This is a genomic window from Mycobacterium intracellulare ATCC 13950 (genome assembly GCF_000277125.1).
Taxonomy (GTDB): domain Bacteria; phylum Actinomycetota; class Actinomycetes; order Mycobacteriales; family Mycobacteriaceae; genus Mycobacterium; species Mycobacterium intracellulare.
Genome location: NC_016946.1, coordinates 4,280,343 through 4,302,537, shown reverse-complemented (window position 1 = coordinate 4,302,537; position 22,195 = coordinate 4,280,343). Strand labels below are relative to the sequence as shown.

Here is a 22,195-nt window from a genome sequence, read left to right as displayed (position 1 = left end):
CGAATGTGCGGCTAGCCGGGCGCTCGACGGAGCGCCCGCGACACCAGGTACGCCAGCGCGTGATCGGTGCCCTCCGGCAACTCGTCGGCGGGCCACCAGCGCAGGTCCTCCGACTCGTCGCTGATCGCGATCCGCGCGCCGGCCGGCGCGTGCGCCACGAACTGCAAATCCAGATGCCGGGTCGGCACGCCCAGCGAGCACACCACCGGGTGCACGTGCACGGCCGCCAATTCGGGCTCGATCCGCAGCCCGTCGACCCCGGACTCCTCGGTGGCCTCGCGCAACGCCGCGGCGACGATGTCGGCGTCGTCGTCGTCGCAATGGCCGCCCAGCTGCACCCACCGGCCCAGGCGGCGGTGCAACGTCAGCAGCACCCGGTCGCCGGCGTCATCGAGCACCAGCGCCGACGCGGTGACATGCCCCGGCACACACTCGCGGCGGCACGCGTCGTCGCGGGCCGCGACGAACGCCAAGACGGCGTGCCGCAACGAATCCTGGCCCGCGTCGGGGGGTTCCCAGCCGGACAGGGTCGCGATCACCGACTCCCGCAGGCTCACCGGGTGCGCCGCCGTTTCCTGCGATCGGCCAGCGATGCCCACGCCCGGCGGCAGTCCGCCACCGCCTCGGCCGGCAGTCCCAGCCCGTCGATCAGCACGCGACGGTCGACGAGGTCGAGCGCCTTGTCGATCTCGCCCGCCTTCAACAGCAGGTCCACATCGACGGCGAGGTCGGGATCGGCGTGTGCCGGCGCGGGGATGGGCAGGTGCTCGGCCTCGCGGGGTTCGAGCTCTAGCACGCCCCCGCCGTAGCTGCGGCCCATGATCTCGGCGAAGGCGAACGTCACGCTGTTGTGGAACACCGCGGCCAGCGCCGCCGGGTCGACGGGGTCCTCACCGGGCAGGCGCACCCGATGCACGGTGTCGGTGCTCACCGCGCCCACGCCGTTGACGGTCAGCCGCGGCGCCCGGTGAATCTGGCGCAGCAGGAACAGATCCGGCGCCCACAGCGACGGCGTCCGCCACCAGGGTGTGCGGATCGAGCACTTGTAGCCGCGGTGCACGCCGGCGGCTTCCCCGGCGCGGATGTGGGCGATCAACGCGGGATCGGCCGGCTCGCGTGGCGCGTTGAGCAGCCAGCCGCGGTGCCCGGCCGCGAGATCGCTTGCCCGGCAATCGGTGTCGTAGACCAGCCCGGACAGCTGGGCGCTGCGCGAGACCAGCGGGACGCAGTGCGGCCGCAAACCCAGCTCCGCCGCCTGGGCGTCGGTCAGGGTGAAGAACGCGTTGCGCCCGGTCACGATGCCGACGTCGACCTCGGCGACGGACCCGAGCGGGAGCAGGGCGCCGGAGCCCTTGAGCGCGCGCAGCAGCCGGATCGCGGCGGGGTCCAGAAAGTACTTGGTCCACTTCTCGTTTTCGTGCAGCAGCGCGGGCGCCCATCCGGCCTCGAGGTCCGCCCGCGCCAGCGCGTCGGCGTCCCGTAGGTGCACGGTCCGGATGCGGGCGGGGCCGGACCCGCCCGTGTCCCTTACGCCGCAGAACAGCACGACCTCTTGCAGGATGCCGTCGAACACCAGGCGCTGGAAGGTCAGCAGCGTGATGTCGCGGAATCGGCTCACCAGAAAGTCGCGCAGCGGCGCGGCGTAGGAGACCTGCAGCAGCTCGGCCGGCAGCACCAGGCCCACCCGCCCGCCGTCGCGCACCAGCAGTGTGGCGGCCACGACGAACGGCACCCACGCGTTGGTCAGCCTGGTCGGGCGCAGCCCCTCGCGGCGCATCAGCTCCAGGGCCGGGTCGCGGTGCTGCGACGCCCAGTTGCCGAACCGGATGTAGGGCGGATTGCCGGCGACCCCGTCCCAGCCGCCGGCGCCGGCTTCGGCGGCGCGCGCCATCCAGGTGAACAGGCTGTCGGTGTCGACGGGCGCGAACCGGCGGGCCTTGGCCGCCTCGCGCGCGATCAGCTCGACGCCGTGGGCCCGGTCGCTGAGCGCGGCCAGCTCGCGCAGGATCGCGCCGTCACCGCAGGAGGGTTCGACGATGTTGGGGCCGGCCTCGCGAACCCAGCGGGCCAAAAAGCGCGCCACCGGCGCCGGGGTGTAGTAGCCGCCGCGGACCTTGTCGGCCGAGGCCGCCGCCTTGCCCGCGAAGTTCATGGGCTTAGTATCTCGGAAAAACGACGGCTCACTTGCGGATCAGCAGGTCCCCGGGATCCGCGGCGTCGCGCGGGCCGGCGGGCTCGGCGGCGTAGCCGATGGCGATGGCGCCCAACGGCTCCCAGTCGGCGGGCAGGTCGAGTTCGGCGCGCACCAGGTCGGCGGCGAAGATCGTCGACCCGATCCAGCAGCTGCCCAGCCCGCGCACCGCCAGCGCGACCAGCAGGGCCTGCACGGCCGCCCCGACGGCCACGGTGAACATGGTGTGCTCGGCGTCGGTGCGGGCGGCGTCCGGATAGGAGTGGGCGCCGTCGGGAACCAGGATCGGGATGACGACTTCGGGCGCGTCGTAGAGGATCTGGCCGCGCGCCACCCGGCGCTCGATGGCGTCGGCGGGCCTGCCGTCGCCGGCGAGGTCGCTGCGCCACTTGTCCTTCATGCGGTCCAGCAGCCGGGCGCGGGTGCCCGGGTGCTGCAGCCAGACGAACCGCACCGGGCGGGTGTGGTGGGGGGCCGGCGCGGTGAGGGCCTCGGCGACGGCCGCCTCCACCAGATCGGCCGGGACCGGCTCGGCGCTGAACCGCCGCACCGATCGGCGCAGCAGCTGCGCCTCGCGGCGGCCCATGTCGATCGCCTCGGCCGTGCCGAGCCAGAACAGGTCTTCGGTGCCGGGCCGCAACAAGTCCCGCGCCGTCGAGCCGTCGTCGGTCACGGACAGGCCGCGCACCACCGCCACCGGCATCGCGGTCAGTTTGCCCTTGACCAGGTCGGCGGCCGCGGCGATCTCGTCGGCGATCGCGACCTCGGTGACCAGCAACTCGTTGCCGTGCTGGTCGAGCGCCCCCGAATAGCCGTGCAGCACAGCCAGTCCCGCGGCGCCCACCGCCGCGTCGGTCTGGCCGTTGCGCCAGGCGCGGCCCATGGTGTCGGTGATGACGACGGCGACCTCGACGCCGAGCCGCTCGCGCAGCGCGGCGCGCAGCGTGGCGGCGCTGGCGTCCGGGTCGACGGGCAGCAGGGCCAGCTCGTCGCGCCCGACGTTGGAGCCGTCCACGCCCGCGGCGGCCTGCACCAGCCCGATCCGGCTCTCGGTGATCAAGGTCTTGCCCTTGCGGGCCAGCACCCGAACGGCCTCGTCGTCGACCAGCTTGCGCCGCAGCCGATCGCGCTCCTCCGGGTCGCGGGGCGCCGGCACCAGCCGGCCCTCGCATTTGGACACCGCCTTGCTGGTGACCACCACGACGTCGCCGTCGCGCAGCCACGGCGCGGCCGCGGCGACGGCCGCGCCCAGATCGTCGCCCGGCCGGAATTCGGGCAGCCCGGCGACGGGCAGGATCTCGATCGCGGCGGCGGTGCCGTGCTCGCCGGGGGAGGGGGTCACGGCGCCACCCCCGCCAGCTCCAGCCCGGCGCGGACCATCGCGGCGGTCGCCTCGGGGTCGGTCATCACCAGCGGCACCGAGCGCACCGCGACGCCCTCGATGTCGGCGCCGTCGCCTTCACTCACCAGCCAGCCATCCAGGATGCCGGTGCCCCGACGCGCGCCGTAGTGGCGGCCGACGGCCTCGGCGGTGGACTCGACGCCGATCACCGACAGGCAGGCATCGGCCATGCCGCGCAACGGCTTTCCACCGATGATCGGCGAGTAGCCGACGACCGGGGCCTTGGACGCCCGCAGCGCGCCGCGAACGCCGGGGACCGCCAGGATGGCGCCGACGCTCACCACCGGATTCGACGGGGCCAGCAGGATGACGTCGGCCTCGGCGATGGCCGCTGTGGCTTCGGTTGTGGCGGCTGCTTTTTCGGCGCCGACGAACGCGAAGCTGTGGGTGGGCACCTGGGCGCGGTAGCGCACCCACCATTCCTGGAAGTGGATGGCCCGCCGGCCGCCGTCGTCGGGATCGGTTATCACCACGTGCGTCTCGCAGCGGTCGTCGGTGACGGGCAGCAGCCGCGCGCCCGGTTGCCAGCGGTCGCACAGCGCCGTGGTGATCTGTGACAGCGGGTAGCCGGCGTTGAGCATCTGGGTGCGCACCAGGTGGGTGCCCAGGTCGCGGTCGCCGAGTCCGAACCAGTCCGGCTGCACCCCGTAGCGCGCCAATTCCTCTTTGGCGTGCCAGGTTTCGTCGCGGTGCCCCCACCCTCGCTCCGGGTCGACACCTCCACCTAAGGTGTACATGCAGGTGTCCAAATCGGGGCAGACTCGCAGTCCGTGGATCCAGGCGTCATCGCCAACGTTGACGATCGCCGTCAGCTCGTGACTGCCGGCTTTCGTGTCTGGGCGCCCTTGCGTGTGAAACTGACCCAGCCCGAACAACTGTTGAATCCCCAGCAGGAAGCGGGCGCCGCCAACCCCACCGACCAGGACGGTGACCTTCACTTGAGCCTCACACAGCACGACAGTACTGCCCGACGAGCGTGCGGTGGTGGGCCCGTCGGGCCTGCCTCAAAGTCGGGGCTCCCCACGACTTGTGGGGAAGTTGTGAGCTATGTGATCAACACGCCGACGGCCCAAAGCAACAGAAACGCCGAAATTCGATCACGAGATGGTATGGAAATGCGCCGAAGTGCTTGACCCGGCAGATCAACCCGTGTCTAATCACATCAGTGTCATTTCCCGGTTGGCCGGCCGACTCCGGTGTCGCAGACCGAGATTCGATCACTTGTTCGAATTGTCTGTACATCAGAACAGTGGGAAATCAATCACTCTTTCTCAATCAAGCTGAGGAGGCGGACGACCGTATGTCTTACGAAACTTTTCGAGGCGCAATGGCGAGCACGCCGCACACCCCGATCGACTCGGCGCCGGCCCGACCCGCCCGGCCGCATTTGACCGTGGTTCCTGATGCGCCAGGCGCATTCGAGCCCGAGCCGTTGCCGGCGCCCGTCGCCGACCAGTGGCAGGACCGGGCGCTGTGCGCCCAGACCGACCCCGAGGCCTTCTTCCCGGAAAAGGGTGGTTCCACCCGCGAGGCCAAGAAGATCTGCCTGGGTTGCGAGGTGCGCCACGAGTGCCTCGAGTACGCCCTTGAGCATGACGAGCGCTTCGGGATCTGGGGCGGTCTCTCCGAACGCGAGCGCCGCCGCCTCAAGCGCGGCATCATCTAAAAGCCGCGCACCGTCGTTATTCGTCGTCGATCGTCGGATCGATGACCGATGGCTCAACGTCGAGATAGATGGCGACCTGGGCCACCAGGATTTCGTGCAGCAAGTCGCCGAGTTCGATGGTGTCCTTCGCCCGTCGCTCAATTGGCTTGCGGAACAGGACAATTCGCGCCCGCGTGGAGTTGCCGCGGATGTCGACACCGGCCGGGATCAACCGGGCCAGGGGGATCGGCCCGTCGGCGATCACCTCGGCCGGCCACTGCACGCTGTCGGGATCCTTGGCCGCGATCCGCGGAATCTCATCGACCGCCACGTCGAGGTCGGCCAGCCGGTCGTGCCAGCTCCGCTCGATGGGCTCGTAGGCCTCCAGCACCGCCATGTCGAACCGCTCGGCGCGGCTGCGCCACCCCGGCACGCTGGGGGGCAGCAGCGCCCCGCGCATCTCGCGACCCCGGCGGAACCGTCGATGGCCGGCGGGCCGGCGCGGAGCCGATCCGTCCGAAAACCGATCTCTTTGCGGGGAGCTGCGCGAATCGCCGCGGGATTCACTCATTGGGCCGATGGTAACGGTTGGACATCGGCGGCCGTCCGGTTGCGCGTGTCCGGCGCTTCGGCGGCGTTTGCGCACGATAGCCTTTCGAGCGTGAACGTTCCCCGTCGCTGTTGCCGGCCCGGGTGCCCGCACTACGCCGTGGCGACCCTAACGTTCGTCTATTCGGACTCGACGGCAGTCGTCGGCCCGCTGGCGACCGCTCGGGAACCGCACTCCTGGGATCTGTGCGTCAACCACGCCGGCCGCATCACCGCCCCCCGCGGATGGGAGCTGGTGCGCCATGCCGGCCCCCTGCCCACCCACCCCGACGAGGACGACCTGGTCGCCCTGGCCGACGCCGTCCGCGAAGGAGGTTCGGGGGATCGCGGCGCGCCGTACGGCGGCGCCCCAACGCCCGTGAACGGCTTCGCCGACCCGCACCTCCATCACGGCGGCACCCAGGCCACCGCGCCCAGCAGCAGCGTGCTCGCCCCGCCGGAGCATCGGTCCGGAAGGCGCCGCGGGCACCTGCGTGTGTTGCCCGATCCCAGCGACTAGGCGAATCCGCCCGCACCGCGGCTCGTGTTCTCTTCGGCCCGATAGGCTGACGGCCAAGAGTTCACGTCGTCAGGAGTCCCGCATGTCTCGGCCCGCCGCGACTGTCCACCGTGTCGTCAAGGCGTACGACGTGCGTGGTCTAGTCGGCGAAGAGCTCGACCAGCCGCTGGTCACCGATTTGGGCGCAGCCTTCGCCAGACTGATGCGCGCCGAGGGCGCCCGCCAAGTCGTGATCGGCCACGACATGCGCGACAGTTCGCCCACCCTGGCCGCGGCCTTCGCCGCCGGCGTCACCGGCCAGGGCCTCGACGTGGTGCGCGTCGGTCTGGCCTCCACCGATCAGCTCTACTTCGCCTCCGGGTTGCTGGACTGCCCCGGCGCGATGTTCACCGCGAGCCATAACCCCGCCGCCTACAACGGAATCAAGCTCTGCCGGGCGGGGGCCAAACCGGTCGGCGCCGAGAGCGGATTGCGCGTCATCGCCGACGACGTCATCGCCGGCGTGCAGGGTTACGACGGCCCACCCGGCACCGTCTCCGACCGCGACGTGCTGGCCGACTACGGGCAGTACCTGCGGTCCCTGGTGGACACCTCGGGGCTGCGCCCGCTGCGCGTGGCCGTCGACGCCGGCAACGGCATGGCCGGCCTGACCACCCCCGCGGTGCTCGGCCCGATCGCCTCGATCACGTTGTTGCCGTTGTACTTCGAGCTCGACGGCTCCTTCCCCAATCACGAGGCCAACCCGCTCGAGCCCGCCAACCTGGTGGACCTGCAGACGTTCGTGCGCGAGACCGGCGCCGACATCGGGCTGGCCTTCGACGGGGACGCCGACCGCTGCTTCGTGGTCGACGAACGCGGCAACCCCGTGTCGCCGTCGACGGTGACCAGCCTGGTGGCCGCGCGCGAGCTGGGCCGCGAGATCGGCGCGACGATCATCCACAACGTGATCACCTCGCGCGCGGTGCCCGAACTGGTCAGCGAGCGCGGCGGCACACCGCTGCGCTCGCGGGTGGGCCACTCCTATATCAAGGCGCTGATGGCCGACACCGGCGCGATCTTCGGCGGCGAACATTCGGCCCACTACTACTTCCGCGACTTCTGGGGCGCCGACTCCGGGATGCTGGCCGCGCTGTACGTGCTGGCGGCGCTCGGGGAGCAGGACCGCCCGCTGTCCGAGCTGACCGCGGACTACCAGCGCTACGAATCGTCCGGCGAGATCAACTTCACCGTGGCCGACGCCGCGCAGTGCACCGAGGCGGTGCTGAGATCGTTCGGCACCCGCATCCACTCCCTCGATCACGTGGACGGCGTGACGGTCGACCTGGGCGACGGCAACTGGTTCAACCTGCGCAGCTCGAACACCGAGCCGCTGCTGCGGCTCAACGTGGAGGGCCGCACCGCCGAGGACGTCGGCGCCGTGGTCGCCCAGATCAGCGCCGAAATCGCCGCGCAGACCCCGCGCGCGGAGGCCGCCCCGTGAACGCCACCCAGGCAATCGATCTCGAAGACACCGACGGCCTGCTGACCGCCGACCGCGACGGCCTGCTGCGGGCGGCGTCGTCGGCCGGCGCGCAGGTGCGTGCGATCGCCACCGCGGTCGAGGAGGGCGCGCTGGACCCGCTGAGCGCCGAGGACCGTCCGCGCAGCGTGATCTGGGTGTCGGGCCGCGGCACCGCGGAGACCGCCGGGGCGATCCTGGCCGCGACGTTGAATTCGGTGGCGTCCCAGCCGTTCACGCTGGCCGGCGAGGCGCCCCCGTGGGTGGGGCCGCTCGACGTGCTGATCGTCGCGGGCGACGACCCCGGCGACCCCGCGCTGGTCGCCGCCGCCGCGACCGGGGTGCGCCGTGGCGCGCGGGTCGTGGTGGCCGCGCCCTACGAGGGTCCGTTGCGCGACGCCACGGCCGGGCACGCGGCGGTGCTGGCGCCCCGGCTGGGGGTTCCCGACGAATTCGGGCTGTGCCGGTATCTGGCCGCCGGGCTCGCGGTGGTGCACGCCGTCGACCCACGGCCCAGCGTGGACCTGGCGTTGCTCGCCGACGAGCTCGACGCCGAGGCGCTGCGCAACAGCGCCGCCCGCGAGCTGTTCACCAATCCGGCGAAGCTGCTGGCCGCGCGCATCGCCGACCGCCAGATCGCGCTGGCCGGCGACGGCGCCGCGACGCTGGCCCTGGCCCGGCACGGCAGCTCGGTGCTGCTGCGGATCGCGAACCAGGTCACCCCGGCCACCGGGCTGGCGGACGCGGTGGTCGCCCTGCGCGCCGCGGCCTCGTCCGGTTTCGGGGGCGCCATCGCCGATCCGGACGCCGCCCTGTTCCACGACGAGGAGATCGACGGGCCGCTGCCGCCGCGGCTGCGGGTGCTGGCGATCATCCTGGCGGCCGAGCAGACCGTGGTGGCCGCCCGGACGGCCGGGCTCGACGACGTGTACCTGCTCGCCGCCGAGGATGTGCCCGACGGTCCCGGCGGCTCGGCCGGCTCCGGTGTTTCGCCTGCGCTGGGGGGTCCCGGTCGCGTCGAGCAGCAGCTGGCAGTATTAGCCGTCCGGCTGGAGATGGCCGCGGTTTACATGCGACTGGTGCGGGGATAAATAGAACAGTGGAACTGCTTCGCGGGGCCTTGAGAACGTACGCGTGGGGTTCGCGTACCGCGATCGCCGAGTTCACCGAACGTCCGGTGCCGGCGGCGCATCCGGAGGCCGAGCTCTGGTTCGGCGCCCACCCGGGCGACCCGGCCTGGCTGGAAACCGACAACGGTGAGATCACGTTGCTCGAGGCGCTCGACGCCGACCCCGAGGGCCAGCTCGGCCCCGGGTCGCGGGCCCGCTTCGGGGACGTGCTGCCGTTCCTCGTCAAGGTGCTGGCCGCCGACGAGCCGCTGTCGCTGCAGGCGCACCCGAGCGCCGCGCAGGCGGCCGAGGGCTACCTGCGCGAGGAGCGGGTCGGCATCCCGCTGACCTCGCCGGTGCGCAACTATCGGGACACCTCGCACAAGCCGGAGCTGCTGGTGGCGCTGCACCCGTTCGAGGCGCTCGCGGGCTTCCGCCAGGTGTCGCGCACCGTCGAGCTGCTGCGGGCCCTGGCGGTCTCCGACCTCGACCCCTTCATCGATCTGCTGAACGACCAGTCCGACGCCGACGGCCTGCGCGCGCTGTTCACCACGTGGATCACCGCCCCGCAGCCCGACATCGACGTGCTGGTGCCCGCCGTGCTGGACGGCGCGATCGCGTACCTCAGTTCGGGGGCAACCGAATTCGCGGCCGAGGCCAAGACGGTGCTCGAGCTCGGCGAGCGCTATCCCGGCGACGCCGGCGTGCTGGCGGCGTTGCTGCTCAACCGCGTCAGCCTGGGCCCGGGTGAGGCCATCTTCGTGTCGGCCGGCAACCTGCACACCTACCTGCGGGGTTTCGCGGTGGAGGTGATGGCCAACTCCGACAACGTGTTACGGGGTGGGCTGACCCCCAAGCACGTCGACGTGCCCGAGCTGCTGCGGGTCCTGGACTTCGCGCCCACCACCGAGGAGCAGTTGCGGCCGCACATCCGCCGCGAGGGCTTCGGGCTGATCTATGAGACGCCGACCGACGAGTTCGCCGTCGCGCTGCTGGACCTCGAAGACGAGTACGTCGGCCACGAGGTGGATGCGACGTGCAGCCACGACGGCCCGCAGATCCTGTTGTGCATCCAGGGTTCCACGACGGTGCACGGCAAGTCCGGCTCGCTGACGCTCAAGCGGGGGATGGCCGCGTGGGTGGCGGCCGACGACGCCCCGATCCGGCTGGTCGCGCACGAGCCGAGCAAGCTGTTCAGGGCGACGGTAGGGCTGTAGCGGCTAGGACTGATGGTGGCGACCCGCAGCGCCCGGCTGGTGCCGAGCGCGGCGACCCGCTTCGCCCGGCTCCGCCGCGCTTGCGGTCGCCACGCGCCGCTGCCTGACCGCCTGACGACGCTCGCCTAACCACAGGCGCGCGTTGTGCGCGATGGCGCGGCCGATGATCCGCGGCGGCGGCACCATGTAGAGGCTGTCCAGCAGGGAGAACCGGCGCAAAAACCATTCCGCCAGAACGGGTTCGGTTTCGGCGGCGCCGAGGAATTGGTCGAACAGCGCGCCGGAGGGCCGCCACCACCAGGGAATCGGCCCCTTCGTGCCGGCGTGGTGGAAGGTGATGTCGCCGATGGCGTTCATCATCCACACTGGGAAGGTGCTCCTGGCGGTGGCGCGGTGCAGCGTCGCGGCGAGTTGATCGTCGGGGCCTTGCAGCGCGCGGCGCAGATGGCCGGCCTGCAGGGAGGTCATCGTCATGCCCTGGCCGAAGGTGGGATTGAAGCTGGCCACCGCGTCGCCGAAGGCGATGATGCCGCCGGGGAAGCGCTCCAGTTTGTCGTAGCGGCGCCACCGGCTGGCCGGGAACGCGTGGAAGGCCGGATCGCCTAGCGGCTCGGCCTGTGCCAGCGCCACGCTGAAGCGGCCCGGAAGCAGCTGCCCGGCCAGACCCAGCATTTCGGGAAACGTTCTCGGCGGTTTGACGTCGGCCACGCCGAACGTGGTCAGGACCCAGGTGCCGTCCTCGTAGCACAGCATGCCCAGCCCCAGGGACCGGTCGTGGGAGGCGCCGGCGACGACGACCTTCTCCGCGATCAGCCCGTCGGGAATGCGGAACTGCTGGGTGGCGTAGTTGATGCCGATGTCGACGGCCTGTTCGACGGGGCGCGCAAAACCCCACTGCGCCAACCACACCGGCAGCCGGGTGCCCCGCCCCGCCGCGTCGACGACGAGGTCCGCGCCGACGAATTCCGGCTCCCCGCCGTCGGGATCGGCCGGATCCACCAGCGCACCGGTCACCCGTTGTCGCGCGGGGTCGAACCGCGGTTCGGCCACCGAGCGCCGCACGATGGTGACGTTGTCGAGGTCGTGAACCCGTTTGCGCAACTGCCATTCCAGGTGCGGCCGGCTCGGCACGTAGGCGGTGAATTCGTCGCGCAGGGTTTGCCCCGTGCCCAGGACGTGGCCCGCGGCTCCGAGGTGGATGCAGTCGGGCCGGTTCTTCAGCTTGGGCACGCCCGCGGCCACCATGTCGTCGAGCAGGCCGGGAAAGAGGTTCTCGAATTCGATCGCGCCGCGCGCCATCAACATGTGCAGGTGCCGGTCCTGGGGGACCGTCGCCCGGTTCGCCGGGAAGGCCGGCAACTCGTCGCGCTCGTAGACGGTGACCCGCGAATACGCGTCCGACAGCACCCGCGCGGCGCACAGCCCGGCGATGCTCCCCCCGATGACCAGCGCGTGGTCCCGCGCGTCTGCTTTGCTGTCCGGCATCTGGGGGGAGTACCCAGTACTGTGTCGGACCAATGGCTCCCAGCGTTGGGAAAGGGCGGTTGCATGGCCAATCGGTGGCGCACGAAGTCGGTGGAACAGTCGATCGCCGACACCGACGAGCCGGACACCAAGTTGCGCAAGGACCTGACCATGTGGGACCTGGTCGTCTTCGGCGTCGCGGTGGTGATCGGCGCCGGCATCTTCACGGTCACCGCGTCGACGACCGGCGACATCACCGGGCCGTCCATCTGGCTGTCGTTCGTGATCGCGGCGGGCACCTGCGCGCTCGCGGCGCTGTGTTACGCCGAGTTCGCCTCGACGCTGCCGGTGGCCGGTAGCGCCTACACCTTCTCGTATGCGACCTTCGGGGAGTTCTTGGCCTGGATCATCGGCTGGAACCTGCTGCTGGAATTGGCGATCGGCGCCGCCGTGGTGGCCAAGGGCTGGTCGAGCTACCTGGGCACCGTGTTCGGGTTCGCCGGTGGCACAGCCGAATTCGGATCGGCCCAGGTCGACTGGGGCGCGCTGGTGATCGTCGCGGGGGTGGCGACGCTGATCGCGTTGGGCACCAAGCTGTCGTCGAGGTTCTCCGCGGTGGTCACCGGCATCAAGGTGTCGGTCGTGCTGTTCGTCGTGGTGGTCGGGGTCTTCTACATCAAGCGCGCCAACTATTCGCCGTTCGTTCCCAAACCGGAGGCCAGCAGCGAGGCCAAGGGCATCGACCAATCGGTTCTGTCGTTGTTGACGGGGGCGCACAGCAGCCACTACGGCTGGTACGGCGTGTTGGCGGGGGCGTCCATCGTCTTCTTCGCGTTCATCGGATTCGACATCGTGGCCACCATGGCCGAGGAGACCAAGCATCCGCAGCGCGACGTTCCCCGCGGGATCCTGGCGTCGCTGGGCATCGTGACCCTGCTCTACGTCGCGGTCGCGGTCGTGCTGTCGGGCATGGTGTCCTACACGCAGCTCAAGACGGTCCCGGGCCGCGGGCAGGCCAACCTGGCGACCGCCTTCACCGCGAACGGCATTCACTGGGCCAGCAAGATCATCTCGATCGGCGCGCTCGCGGGACTGACCACCGTGGTGATGGTGCTGATGCTCGGCCAGTGCCGGGTGCTGTTCGCGATGGCGCGCGACGGGCTGTTGCCGCGCTCGCTGGCCAAGACCGGTTCGCGGGGCACCCCGGTGCGGATCACCGTGCTGGTCGCCCTGGTGGTGGCCGTGACCGCGTCGGTGTTCCCCATTACCAAGCTCGAGGAGATGGTCAACGTGGGCACGCTGTTCGCGTTCGTCCTGGTCTCCGCCGGCGTGATCGTGCTGCGCCGGACCCGGCCGGACTTAGAGCGCGGCTTCAAGGCGCCGTGGGTGCCGCTGCTTCCGATCGCCTCGATCGCGGCCTGCGTGTGGCTGATGCTCAACCTCACCGCGCTCACCTGGGTCCGGTTCGGGGTCTGGCTGGTGGTCGGCACGGCGATCTACGTCGGCTACGGATACCGGCATTCGGTGCAGGGCGAGCGGGAGGCGGTGGCACCCGAGCCCAGCGACTCGCTCGAGGCGGACCCGAACAGCCCGGTGCCGTAGCGGCTGCTGGTTTACAAAATCATGGTGTTTGTCTAGACAGGAGACGCAAACGCCGGTATTGTCCAATCTCAACGTGGTGTGACTCACAAGGAGGTTGGGCAGATGACCACACTCGAACCGCAGGTAGAACAGCCAGCCGGCGCGCCCGCGTGGCGGGACAAGAAGCGCCGACTCTGGCTGATGGGGCTGATCGCGCCGACGGCGTTGTTCGTGATGCTGCCGCTCGTCTGGGCGCTGAACCGGGTCGGCTGGCACGCCGCCGCGCAGGCGCCGCTGTGGATCGGGCCCATCCTGCTCTACGTCCTGCTGCCGATCCTGGACCTGCGTTTCGGGCCCGACGGGCAGAACCCGCCCGACGAGGTGATGGAGCGCCTCGAGAACGACAGGTACTACCGCTACTGCACCTACGCGTTTCTGCCGTTCCAGTACCTCAGCGTGGTCTTCGGCGCCTACCTGTTCACCGCGTCGAACCTGAGCTGGCTCGGCTTCGACGGGCCGCTGGGCTGGGCGGGCAAGCTCGGCGTGGCGCTGTCGGTCGGGGTGCTGGGCGGCGTCGGCATCAACACCGCCCACGAGATGGGCCACAAGAAGGATTCGCTGGAGCGCTGGCTGTCCAAGATCACGCTGGCGCAGACCTGCTACGGCCACTTCTACATCGAGCACAACCGCGGCCACCACGTGCGGGTCGCCACCCCGGAGGATCCCGCGTCGTCGCGCTTCGGGGAAACCTTCTGGGAGTTCTTGCCGCGCAGCGTCTTCGGGAGCCTGCGCTCGTCGCTGCGGCTGGAGGCCCAGCGGATTCGCCGGCTGGGCAAGAATCCCTGGAACCCGCTGACGTACCCGTCCAACGACGTGCTCAACGCCTGGGCCATGGCGGTGGTGCTGTGGGGGATCCTGATCGCGGTCTTCGGGCCGGCGCTGATCCCGTTCGTGATCGTCCAGGCGGTCTTCGGCTTCAGCCTGCTCGAGGCGGTCAACTACCTCGAGCACTACGGCCTTCTGCGGCAACAGAATTCGAGCGGCCGCTACGAGCGGTGCACCCCCGCGCACAGCTGGAACTCCGACCACGTGGTGACCAACCTGTTCCTGTATCACCTGCAGCGACACAGCGATCACCACGCCAACCCGACGCGGCGCTACCAGACGCTGCGCAGCCTGGACGGCTCGCCCAACCTGCCCAGCGGGTACGCGTCGATGATCTCGCTCACGTACTTCCCGCCGCTGTGGCGCAAGGTCATGGACCACCGGGTGCTGGCGCACTACGACGGTGACATCACCCGGGTCAACATCCAGCCGCGGCTCCGCGAGAAGCTGCTCGCGCGCTACGGGGCCCAGGAGGCCCGCGCATGACCGCCTACCGCTGCCCCGGCTGCGACTACATCTACGACGAGGCGAAAGGCGCTCCGCGGGAAGGCTTTCCGCCGGGCACGCCCTTCAGCGACATTCCCGACGACTGGTGCTGCCCCGATTGCGCGGTGCGCGAGAAGGTCGATTTCGAAACTAGCCCGATAGGAGTGAACCGATGAGCGAGGACTACAAGCTTTTCGTCTGCGTCCAATGCGGATTCGAGTACGACGAGGCCAAGGGGTGGCCGGAGGACGGCATCGCGCCCGGAACCCGGTGGGTCGACATCCCGGAGGACTGGAGCTGCCCGGATTGCGGCGCGGCCAAAACCGACTTCGAGATGGTGGAGATCGCCCGTTCGTGATTCCTTCGGCCGCCACCGCCAGTAGCGAAAGAGCCGATTTCGGCTCGCGAGCCACTATTGTCGCGCCTGTGAAGCGGATGCCGTACGCCGAGGCGTCGCGCGCCCTGCTGCGTGATTCGGTGCTCGACGCGATGCGCGAGGAGCTGCTGACCCGGGACTGGTCGGCCATCACCCTGTCCGACGTGGCCCGCGCCGCGGGCATCAGCCGGCAGACCATCTACAACGAGTTCGGCTCGCGGCAGGGGCTGGCGCAGGGGTACGGCCTGCGCCTGGCCGATCGCCTGGTCGACGCCGTCAACGCCGCGCTGGGTGCCCACGTCGGCGACATCTATGCGGCGTTCCTGCAGGGCTTCCGCGACCTGTTCACCGAGCTGTCGGCCGATCCGCTGGTGATCTCGCTGCTGACCGGCGTCGCCAAGCCGGACCTGCTGCAGATCATCACCACCGGCAGCGCGCCCATCATCACGCGGGCCTCCGAGCGGCTGACCACCGCGCTCACGCACAGCTGGGTGGCCACCAGCGACGAGGATGCCGGTGTGCTGGCGCGCGCCATCGTGCGGCTGGCGCTGAGCTATGTGTCGATGCCGCCCGAGGCCGACCACGACGTGGCCGCCGACCTGGCGCGGCTGATGACCCCGTTCGCCGAGCGGCACGGCGTCGTCAAGGTTCCCTGAACGTTCCCTGGCCCGTGCGGCGCGCGGGCGCACGACTACAGTGGCGCAAGAACATACCTAAGCTAATTACCGCTTGGATCCGAGCGAGCCCCGAGACGGCAGGAAAAAGGAAGAGAAGCCATGACGACGACCGAAAACGCACTCACCCCCGACGTTCGAAACGGCATCGACTTCAAGGTCGCCGATTTGTCGTTGGCGGATTACGGTCGCCGGGACATCGAGCTCTCCGAGCAGGAGATGCCCGGTCTGATGTCGCTGCGCCGCGAGTACCACGACGTGCAGCCGCTCAAGGGCGCGCGCATCTCGGGTTCGCTGCACATGACCGTGCAGACCGCGGTGCTGATCGAGACCCTCGTCGCGCTGGGCGCCGAGGTGCGGTGGGCGTCCTGCAACATCTTCTCCACCCAGGACCACGCCGCCGCGGCCGTCGTCGTCGGCCCGCACGGCACCCCCGAAGAACCCAAGGGTGTGCCGGTGTACGCGTGGAAGGGCGAGACGCTCGAGGAGTACTGGTGGGCGGCCGAGCAGGTGCTGACCTGGCCCGACGAGCCGGCCAACATGATCCTGGACGACGGCGGTGACGCCACCATGCTGGTGCTGCGCGGCGCGCAGTACGAGAAGGCCGGCGTGGTGCCGCCCGACGACGAGGACGACTCGACCGAGCACCGGGTGTTCCTCAACCTGCTGCGCAAGCGCTTCGAGACCGACAAGGACAAGTGGACCAAGATCGCCGCGTCGATCAAGGGCGTCTCGGAGGAGACCACCACCGGCGTGCTGCGGCTCTACCAGTTCGCCGCCGCCGGCGACCTGGCGTTCCCGGCGATCAACGTCAACGACTCGGTCACCAAATCCAAGTTCGACAACAAGTACGGCTGCCGGCACTCGCTGATCGACGGCATCAACCGCGGCACCGACGTGCTGATCGGCGGCAAGAAGGTGCTGATCTGCGGCTACGGCGACGTCGGTAAGGGTTCGGCCGAGTCGGTGGCCGGCCAGGGCGCCCGGGTGACGGTCACCGAGATCGACCCGATCAACGCCCTGCAGGCGCTGATGGAGGGCTTCGACGTCAAGCGGGTGGAGGACGTGATCGGCGAGGCCGACATCATCATCACGACCACCGGCAACAAGGACATCATCACCCTCGAGCACATGAAGGCGATGAAGGACAAGGCCATCCTGGGCAACATCGGCCACTTCGACAACGAGATCCAGATCGCGCGGCTGGAGAAGTCCGGCGCCACCAAGACCAACATCCGCCCGCAGGTCGACCTGTGGACCTTCCCGGACACCGGCAAGTCGATCATCGTGCTCTCCGAGGGCCGGCTGCTGAACCTGGGCAACGCCACCGGCCACCCGTCGTTCGTGATGAGCAACAGCTTCTCCAACCAGGTCATCGCGCAGATCGAGCTGTGGACCAAGAACGACGAGTACGACAACGAGGTCTACCGGCTGCCCAAGCACCTCGACGAGAAGGTGGCCCGCATCCACGTCGAGGCGCTCGGTGGCAAGCTGACCAAGCTGACCAAGGAGCAGGCCGAGTACATCGGCGTCGACGTCGACGGCCCCTACAAGGCCGACCACTACCGCTACTGAGCCGGCTTGTGCCGAACGCCCGGCCAAGCGGGCGTTCGGCACCGAGTGCCCGGCCAGCCGGGCACTCGCCGAGGGACTAGGCTCGCGCCGTGCTGATCGCGATCGAAGGCGTCGACGGAGCCGGCAAGCGGACGTTAACCGAAGGGTTGCTGTCCGCTTTCGAAGCGGCCGGGCGGTCGGTGGCCACGCTGGCCTTCCCGCGATACGGGCAATCGGTGACCGCCGACATCGCGGCCGAGGCGCTGCACGGCGAGCACGGGGACCTGGCGTCCTCGGTCTACGCGATGGCGACCCTCTTCGCGCTCGACCGCGCCGCCGCGGTCCAGCAGCTCGAGCGGCTGCGCCGCGACCACGACGTGGTGATCATGGACCGTTACGTCGCCTCCAACGCGGCCTACACCGCCGCCCGCCTGCATCAGGACGCGTGCGGACCCGGGGTGGCGTGGGTGCACGGCCTCGAATACCAGCGCCTGGGTCTGCCCGCGCCCGACTGGCAGGTGCTGCTGGCGGTGCCGGCCGAACTGGCCGGGCAGCGTGCGCGCAGCCGCGCCGCATCCGATCCGGGCCGGGCGCGCGACAGCTACGAACGCGACGACGGGCTCCAGCAACGCACCGGCGACGTGTACGCGGGGCTGGCGGCCGCGGGCTGGGGCGGCCCGTGGCGGGTCGTCGACAAAGACGTCGATCCGGGCGGTTTGGCCGCCAGTTTGATGGCCAGATAGCACAGATTTGTCACGATTCGGCCGTATCGGAGAAGAAACGCCCGTGTGGCGCCCGAGTTTTGTCCCGATCTGGTGACACCATGGACTCCATGAGGCAAAGGATTTTGGTCGTCGATGACGACGCTTCGCTAGCCGAGATGCTCACCATCGTGCTTCGTGGGGAGGGTTTCGACACTGCGGTCATCGGTGACGGCACCCAGGCCCTGACTGCGGTGCGCGAACTGCGCCCCGATCTGGTGTTGTTGGACCTGATGCTGCCCGGCATGAACGGCATCGACGTGTGTCGGGTGTTGCGCGCCGATTCCGGCGTGCCGATCGTGATGCTGACCGCCAAGACCGACACCGTCGACGTGGTCCTTGGCCTCGAGTCGGGTGCCGACGACTACATCATGAAGCCGTTCAAGCCCAAGGAGCTGGTGGCCCGGGTGCGGGCGCGGCTGCGGCGCAACGACGACGAGCCCGCCGAGATGCTCTCCATCGCCGATGTCGAGATCGACGTGCCCGCGCACAAGGTCACGCGCAACGGCGAGCAGATCTCGCTGACCCCGCTGGAGTTCGACTTGCTGGTGGCGTTGGCGCGCAAACCGCGGCAGGTGTTTACTCGTGATGTGCTGCTCGAACAGGTGTGGGGCTATCGTCACCCGGCGGATACCCGCCTGGTGAACGTGCACGTCCAGCGTCTGCGGGCCAAGGTCGAGAAAGACCCTGAGAACCCGACCGTGGTGTTGACCGTTCGAGGAGTTGGGTACAAGGCCGGACCTCCGTGACCGGTAGGAACACGTGATCTGGGGCTCCCGGCGACGCACACGGAGCCGCTGGGGGCGCTCCGGCCCCATGACTCGCGGGATGGGCGCAGTGAGTCGGGCCGTCGCCATCGCCTGGCGCCGCTCGCTGCAGTTGCGGTCGTCGCGCTGACGCTTGGGCTGTCGCTGGCGGTCATCCTGGCGCTCGGCTTCGTATTGACGTCTCAGGTCACCAATCGCGTGCTCGACGTCAAGGTCAAGGCCGCCATCGAACAGATCGAGCGGGCGCGGACCAAGGTCGGTGGGATCGTGAACGGCGAGGAGGCGCGCTCGCTGGACAGCAGCCTGCAGCTGGCCCGCAACACACTGACGTCCAAGACCGACCAGGCCTCCGGCGCGGGCATGGCCGGCGCCTTCGACGCGGTGCTGATGGTGCCGGGCGACGGACCGCGCGCCGCCACCACGGCCGGGCCCGTCGACCAGGTGCCCAATTCCTTGCGCGGCTTCGTCAAGGCCGGGCAGGCCTCATACCAGTACGCGACAGTGCACACCGACGGGTTCTCGGGCCCGGCGCTGATCGTCGGCACCCCGGCGTCCTCGCAGGTGGCCAACCTGGAGCTGTACCTGATCTTCCCGCTGAAGAACGAGCAGGCCACCATCCAGCTGGTGCGCGGCACCATGATCACCGGCGGCGCCGTGCTGCTGGTGCTGCTGGCCGGGATCGCGTTGCTGGTGTCGCGCCAGGTCGTCGTGCCGGTGCGGTCGGCGTCGCGCATCGCCGAACGGTTCGCCGAGGGGCACCTGTCGGAACGGATGCCGGTGCGCGGCGAGGACGACATGGCGCGGCTGGCGATGTCGTTCAACGACATGGCGGAAAGCCTGTCGCGACAGATCACCCAGTTGGAGGAGTTCGGTAACCTGCAGCGCCGCTTCACTTCTGACGTGAGCCACGAGCTGCGCACCCCGCTGACCACGGTGCGCATGGCCGCCGACCTGATCTATGACCACAGCGCGGATCTCGACCCGACGCTGGCGCGCTCCACCGAGCTGATGGTCAGCGAGCTGGACCGGTTCGAGTCGCTGCTCAACGACCTGCTGGAGATCTCCCGGCACGACGCCGGTGTCGCCGAGCTGTCCGTCGAGGCGGTCGACCTGCGCACCACCGTGCGCAGCGCGCTGAGCAACGTGGGGCATCTGGCCGAGGACGCCGGCATCGAACTGCAGGTGGATTTGCCCACGCACGAGGTGATCGCCGAGGTCGACACCCGCCGGGTGGAGCGGATCCTGCGCAACCTGATCGCCAACGCCATCGACCACGCCGAGCACAAGCCGGTCAAGATCCGGATGGGCGCCGACGAGGACACGGTCGCGGTCACCGTCCGCGACTACGGGGTCGGGCTCCGCCCGGGCGAGGAGAAGCTGGTCTTCAGCAGGTTCTGGCGTGCGGACCCCTCGCGGGTGCGCCGGTCCGGCGGCACCGGGCTCGGCCTGGCGATCAGCATCGAGGACGCGCGGCTGCACCAGGGCCGGCTGGAGGCGTGGGGCGAACCGGGCGACGGCTCGTGCTTCCGGCTGACGCTCCCGCTGGTTCGCGGGCACAAGGTCACCACCAGCCCGTTGCCCATGAAACCGATCCCGCAGCCTTCCCAGCCGGGTGGTCAATCCGCCCCGCAGTCCGGGTCCGAGCGCAAGGAACGTCCGCAGCGCCAGCGTGAGCACGCCGAGAGGACCCTGTGATGCGGCGCCTGCTGGGCCTGCTGATGCTGGCCGTCCTGCTGGCGGGCTGCGCCGGGGTGCCCAGTTCGTCGGCGCCGCAGGCGATCGGCACCGTCGAGCGGCCGGCGCCGTCGAACCTGCCCAAGCCGACCCCGGGCATGGACCCCGACGTGCTGCTGCGCGAATTCCTCAAGGCCACAGCCGATCCGGCGAACCGGCACCTGGCCGCCCGCCAGTTCCTCACTCAGTCGGCGTCCAACTCGTGGGACGACGCCGGTAGCGCGCTGCTGATCGACCACGTCGTGTTCGTCGAAACCCGTGCGGCCGAACGTGTTTCGGCAACCATGCGGGCGGACATCCTGGGCTCGCTGTCCGACATGGGGGTGTTCGAAACCGCCGAGGGCGTGCTGCCCGATCCCGGGCCGATCGAGTTGGTCAAGACCTCCGGCGGCTGGCGCATCGACCGCCTGCCGAACGGGGTTTTCCTGGACTGGCAACAGTTCCAGGCGACCTACAAACGCAATACTCTTTACTTCGCCGACCCGACCGGCAAGACCGTGGTCCCCGATCCGCGCTATGTCGCGGTGCCCGACCACGACCAGCTGGCGACCGAGCTGGTGTCCAAGGTGATCGCCGGGCCGCGGCCGGAGATGGCGCACACGGTCCGCAACCTGCTCGCCCCGCCGCTGCGGCTGCGCGGGCCGGTGACCCGGGCCGACGGCGGCAAGAACGGGATCGGGCGCGGGTATGGCGGGGCGCGCGTCGATCTGGAGAAGCTGTCCACCACCGACCCGCACAGCAGGCAATTGGTTGCGGCGCAGATCATTTGGACGCTGGCCCGCGCCGATATCCGGGGACCGTACGTGATCAACGCCGACGGCGCGCCGCTGGACGACCGATTCCGCGACGGGTGGACCACCTCCGATGTCGCGGCCACCGATCCCGGCGTGGCCGACGGCGCGGGCGCCGGGCTGCACGCCCTGCTGAACGGGTCACTGGTGTCGCTGGACGGGCAGCACACCTCGATGGTGCCGGGCGCGTTCGGTCGCATGGGGGATCAGACCGGTGCCGCGTTGTCGCGCAGCGGCCGGGAGGTGGCGTCCGTGGTGACGCTGCACCGCGGCGCCCCGGACATGGCGGCCTCCTTGTGGATCGGTGATCTGGGTCAGGAGGCGGTGCAGTCCGCCGACGGGCACAGCCTGTCGCGACCCACTTGGTCGCTGGACGACGTGGTCTGGGTGGTGGTCGACGGCAACAACGTGCTCCGGGCGATCCAGGAGCCGGCGTCGGGGCAACCCGCGCGCATTCCGGTGGATTCGGTGGCGGTGGCCACCCGGTTCCCGGGGCCGATCACCGACCTGCAGCTGTCCCGCGACAGCACGCGGGCCGCGATGGTGATCGGCGGGCAGGTGATCCTCGCCAGCGTCGAGCAGACCCAGGCCGGCCAGTACGCGCTCACGTATCCACGCCGGCTGGGCTTCGGGTTGGGCAATTCGGTGGTGTCGCTGTCGTGGCGCACCGGCGACGACATCGTGGTGACCCGCACCGACGCCAACCATCCTGTCTCGTACGTGAACATCGACGGGGTGAACTCCGACGCGCCGGCCCGCGGCCTGCAGATGCCGGTGACCACCGTGGTGGCCAACCCGTCCACGGCCTACGTCGCGGGACCCGAAGGGGTGCTGCAGTATTCGCCGTCCGCCGACGGTCAGCAGGGCTGGTCGGATGTGCCCGGGCTGACGATTCCCGGCGCGGCGCCGGTGCTGCCGGGCTAGTGGCGATCGCAAGCGCGGCGAAGCCGGG

Annotated in this window: 20 protein-coding genes and 1 pseudogene; 15 read left to right on the top strand and 6 right to left on the bottom strand. The window is 70.0% G+C overall.

The genetic code is table 11. From position 1 onward, the window contains the following. Nucleotides 1-11: 11 nt before the first annotated feature. The 4 genes from OCU_RS44780 to cofD are packed head-to-tail and all read right to left on the bottom strand — an operon-like array spanning nt 12 to nt 4,531. Nucleotides 12-557, bottom strand: a complete 546-nt coding sequence (locus OCU_RS44780; protein WP_041787101.1) for an NUDIX hydrolase — start codon at nt 555-557, stop codon at nt 12-14. Then, nucleotides 554-2,152 (bottom strand): Eco57I restriction-modification methylase domain-containing protein, encoded by a 1,599-nt coding sequence (locus OCU_RS44775; RefSeq protein ID WP_014380969.1) that lies wholly within the window; start codon nt 2,150-2,152, stop codon nt 554-556. Before OCU_RS44775 ends, OCU_RS44780 begins: the two co-directional genes overlap by 4 nt. A 28-nt stretch (nt 2,153-2,180) precedes the next feature. Continuing rightward, entirely contained in the window at nt 2,181-3,533 is a 1,353-nt protein-coding gene (locus OCU_RS44770; RefSeq protein ID WP_014380968.1) for a coenzyme F420-0:L-glutamate ligase, read from the bottom strand. Next, nucleotides 3,530-4,531 carry a 2-phospho-L-lactate transferase gene (gene cofD / locus OCU_RS44765; RefSeq protein WP_014380967.1) on the bottom strand — a complete coding sequence of 334 codons (1,002 nt, stop codon included), beginning with the start codon at nt 4,529-4,531 and terminating at the stop codon, nt 3,530-3,532. Before cofD ends, OCU_RS44770 begins: the two co-directional genes overlap by 4 nt. 389 nt (nt 4,532-4,920) lie before the next feature. Here cofD and OCU_RS44760 point away from each other — a divergent pair, with 389 nt between their 5' ends. After that, complete coding sequence (locus tag OCU_RS44760; protein WP_014380966.1) at nt 4,921-5,259, top strand: WhiB family transcriptional regulator; 339 nt, start codon at nt 4,921-4,923, stop codon at nt 5,257-5,259. Nucleotides 5,260-5,275: 16 nt separating this feature from the next. On the opposite strand, the gene OCU_RS44755 is transcribed toward OCU_RS44760, so the two are convergent. Beyond that, on the bottom strand, nt 5,276-5,698 hold the full coding sequence (locus OCU_RS44755) for a metallopeptidase family protein (protein ID WP_009955382.1): 423 nt from the start codon (nt 5,696-5,698) through the stop codon (nt 5,276-5,278). 201 nt (nt 5,699-5,899) lie between these two features. Between OCU_RS44755 and OCU_RS44750 the strand changes: the two genes are divergently transcribed. The 4 genes from OCU_RS44750 to manA all read left to right on the top strand — a co-directional run bounded on the left by OCU_RS44750 (nt 5,900) and on the right by manA (nt 10,170). Next, on the top strand, nt 5,900-6,346 hold the full coding sequence (locus OCU_RS44750) for a DUF3499 domain-containing protein (RefSeq protein ID WP_193375011.1): 447 nt from the start codon (nt 5,900-5,902) through the stop codon (nt 6,344-6,346). A gap of 82 nt (nt 6,347-6,428) precedes the next feature. Further along, the gene (locus tag OCU_RS44745) at nt 6,429-7,826 is read left to right on the top strand and encodes a phosphomannomutase/phosphoglucomutase (protein ID WP_041787100.1); all 1,398 of its coding nucleotides are present in this window, start codon (nt 6,429-6,431) and stop codon (nt 7,824-7,826) included. After that, complete coding sequence (locus tag OCU_RS44740; RefSeq protein WP_014380964.1) at nt 7,823-8,935, top strand: hypothetical protein; 1,113 nt, start codon at nt 7,823-7,825, stop codon at nt 8,933-8,935. Before OCU_RS44745 ends, OCU_RS44740 begins: the two co-directional genes overlap by 4 nt. An 8-nt stretch (nt 8,936-8,943) precedes the next feature. Further along, nucleotides 8,944-10,170 (top strand): mannose-6-phosphate isomerase, class I, encoded by a 1,227-nt coding sequence (gene manA, locus OCU_RS44735; RefSeq protein WP_008259799.1) that lies wholly within the window; start codon nt 8,944-8,946, stop codon nt 10,168-10,170. Nucleotides 10,171-10,173: 3 nt separating this feature from the next. Here manA and OCU_RS44730 read toward each other — a convergent pair whose 3' ends face one another. After that, nucleotides 10,174-11,619 carry an FAD-dependent oxidoreductase gene (locus tag OCU_RS44730; RefSeq protein ID WP_233425204.1) on the bottom strand — a complete coding sequence of 482 codons (1,446 nt, stop codon included), beginning with the start codon at nt 11,617-11,619 and terminating at the stop codon, nt 10,174-10,176. A gap of 99 nt (nt 11,620-11,718) precedes the next feature. Here OCU_RS44730 and OCU_RS44725 point away from each other — a divergent pair, with 99 nt between their 5' ends. The 10 genes and pseudogenes from OCU_RS44725 (at nt 11,719) to lpqB (ending at nt 22,167) form a co-directional block, all read left to right on the top strand. After that, complete coding sequence (locus tag OCU_RS44725; protein ID WP_008259797.1) at nt 11,719-13,236, top strand: APC family permease; 1,518 nt, start codon at nt 11,719-11,721, stop codon at nt 13,234-13,236. 102 nt (nt 13,237-13,338) lie between these two features. Further along, nucleotides 13,339-14,586 carry an alkane 1-monooxygenase gene (locus OCU_RS44720; RefSeq protein ID WP_014380962.1) on the top strand — a complete coding sequence of 416 codons (1,248 nt, stop codon included), beginning with the start codon at nt 13,339-13,341 and terminating at the stop codon, nt 14,584-14,586. Beyond that, nucleotides 14,583-14,762 carry a rubredoxin gene (locus tag OCU_RS50675; protein ID WP_008259795.1) on the top strand — a complete coding sequence of 60 codons (180 nt, stop codon included), beginning with the start codon at nt 14,583-14,585 and terminating at the stop codon, nt 14,760-14,762. The genes OCU_RS44720 and OCU_RS50675 overlap by 4 nt, the downstream gene beginning before the upstream one ends. Next, nucleotides 14,759-14,944 carry a rubredoxin gene (locus OCU_RS44715; protein WP_014380961.1) on the top strand — a complete coding sequence of 62 codons (186 nt, stop codon included), beginning with the start codon at nt 14,759-14,761 and terminating at the stop codon, nt 14,942-14,944. The genes OCU_RS50675 and OCU_RS44715 overlap by 4 nt, the downstream gene beginning before the upstream one ends. A 77-nt stretch (nt 14,945-15,021) precedes the next feature. After that, nucleotides 15,022-15,618 carry a TetR family transcriptional regulator AlkX gene (gene alkX, locus OCU_RS44710; RefSeq protein ID WP_009957362.1) on the top strand — a complete coding sequence of 199 codons (597 nt, stop codon included), beginning with the start codon at nt 15,022-15,024 and terminating at the stop codon, nt 15,616-15,618. A 120-nt stretch (nt 15,619-15,738) separates the two neighbouring features. Further along, a complete protein-coding gene (ahcY, locus tag OCU_RS44705; protein ID WP_008259773.1) occupies nt 15,739-17,211 on the top strand; it encodes an adenosylhomocysteinase in 1,473 nt (490 codons plus the stop codon). Between the two features lie 89 nt (nt 17,212-17,300). Next, nucleotides 17,301-17,933, top strand: a complete 633-nt coding sequence (locus OCU_RS44700; protein ID WP_014380959.1) for a dTMP kinase — start codon at nt 17,301-17,303, stop codon at nt 17,931-17,933. A gap of 80 nt (nt 17,934-18,013) precedes the next feature. Continuing rightward, nucleotides 18,014-18,700 carry a two-component system response regulator MtrA gene (mtrA, locus tag OCU_RS44695; RefSeq protein WP_007168097.1) on the top strand — a complete coding sequence of 229 codons (687 nt, stop codon included), beginning with the start codon at nt 18,014-18,016 and terminating at the stop codon, nt 18,698-18,700. A 13-nt stretch (nt 18,701-18,713) separates the two neighbouring features. After that, nucleotides 18,714-20,413, top strand: a pseudogene (gene mtrB, locus OCU_RS44690) (MtrAB system histidine kinase MtrB). Further along, nucleotides 20,413-22,167, top strand: coding sequence for an MtrAB system accessory lipoprotein LpqB (lpqB, locus tag OCU_RS44685; protein ID WP_009957359.1), 1,755 nt, complete (start codon nt 20,413-20,415; stop codon nt 22,165-22,167). Before mtrB ends, lpqB begins: the two are co-directional and overlap by 1 nt. The last annotated feature ends 28 nt before the right edge of the window (nt 22,168-22,195 follow it).

What these genes read in the sequence shown, in the direction of transcription:
- OCU_RS44725 (WP_008259797.1), top strand. Translation starts at nt 11,719, where the DNA reads ATGGCCAATCGGTGGCGCACGAAGTCGGTGGAACAGTCGATCGCCGAC.
- alkX (WP_009957362.1), top strand. Translation starts at nt 15,022, where the DNA reads ATGCCGTACGCCGAGGCGTCGCGCGCCCTGCTGCGTGATTCGGTGCTC.
- OCU_RS44760 (WP_014380966.1), top strand. Translation starts at nt 4,921, where the DNA reads ATGGCGAGCACGCCGCACACCCCGATCGACTCGGCGCCGGCCCGACCC.
- OCU_RS44720 (WP_014380962.1), top strand. Translation starts at nt 13,339, where the DNA reads ATGACCACACTCGAACCGCAGGTAGAACAGCCAGCCGGCGCGCCCGCG.
- lpqB (WP_009957359.1), top strand. Translation starts at nt 20,413, where the DNA reads ATGCGGCGCCTGCTGGGCCTGCTGATGCTGGCCGTCCTGCTGGCGGGC.
- OCU_RS44715 (WP_014380961.1), top strand. Translation starts at nt 14,759, where the DNA reads ATGAGCGAGGACTACAAGCTTTTCGTCTGCGTCCAATGCGGATTCGAG.
- mtrA (WP_007168097.1), top strand. Translation starts at nt 18,014, where the DNA reads ATGGACTCCATGAGGCAAAGGATTTTGGTCGTCGATGACGACGCTTCG.
- OCU_RS44775 (WP_014380969.1), bottom strand. Translation starts at nt 2,152, where the DNA reads ATGAACTTCGCGGGCAAGGCGGCGGCCTCGGCCGACAAGGTCCGCGGC.
- OCU_RS50675 (WP_008259795.1), top strand. Translation starts at nt 14,583, where the DNA reads ATGACCGCCTACCGCTGCCCCGGCTGCGACTACATCTACGACGAGGCG.
- OCU_RS44755 (WP_009955382.1), bottom strand. Translation starts at nt 5,698, where the DNA reads ATGCGCGGGGCGCTGCTGCCCCCCAGCGTGCCGGGGTGGCGCAGCCGC.
- ahcY (WP_008259773.1), top strand. Translation starts at nt 15,739, where the DNA reads ATGACGACGACCGAAAACGCACTCACCCCCGACGTTCGAAACGGCATC.
- OCU_RS44745 (WP_041787100.1), top strand. Translation starts at nt 6,429, where the DNA reads ATGTCTCGGCCCGCCGCGACTGTCCACCGTGTCGTCAAGGCGTACGAC.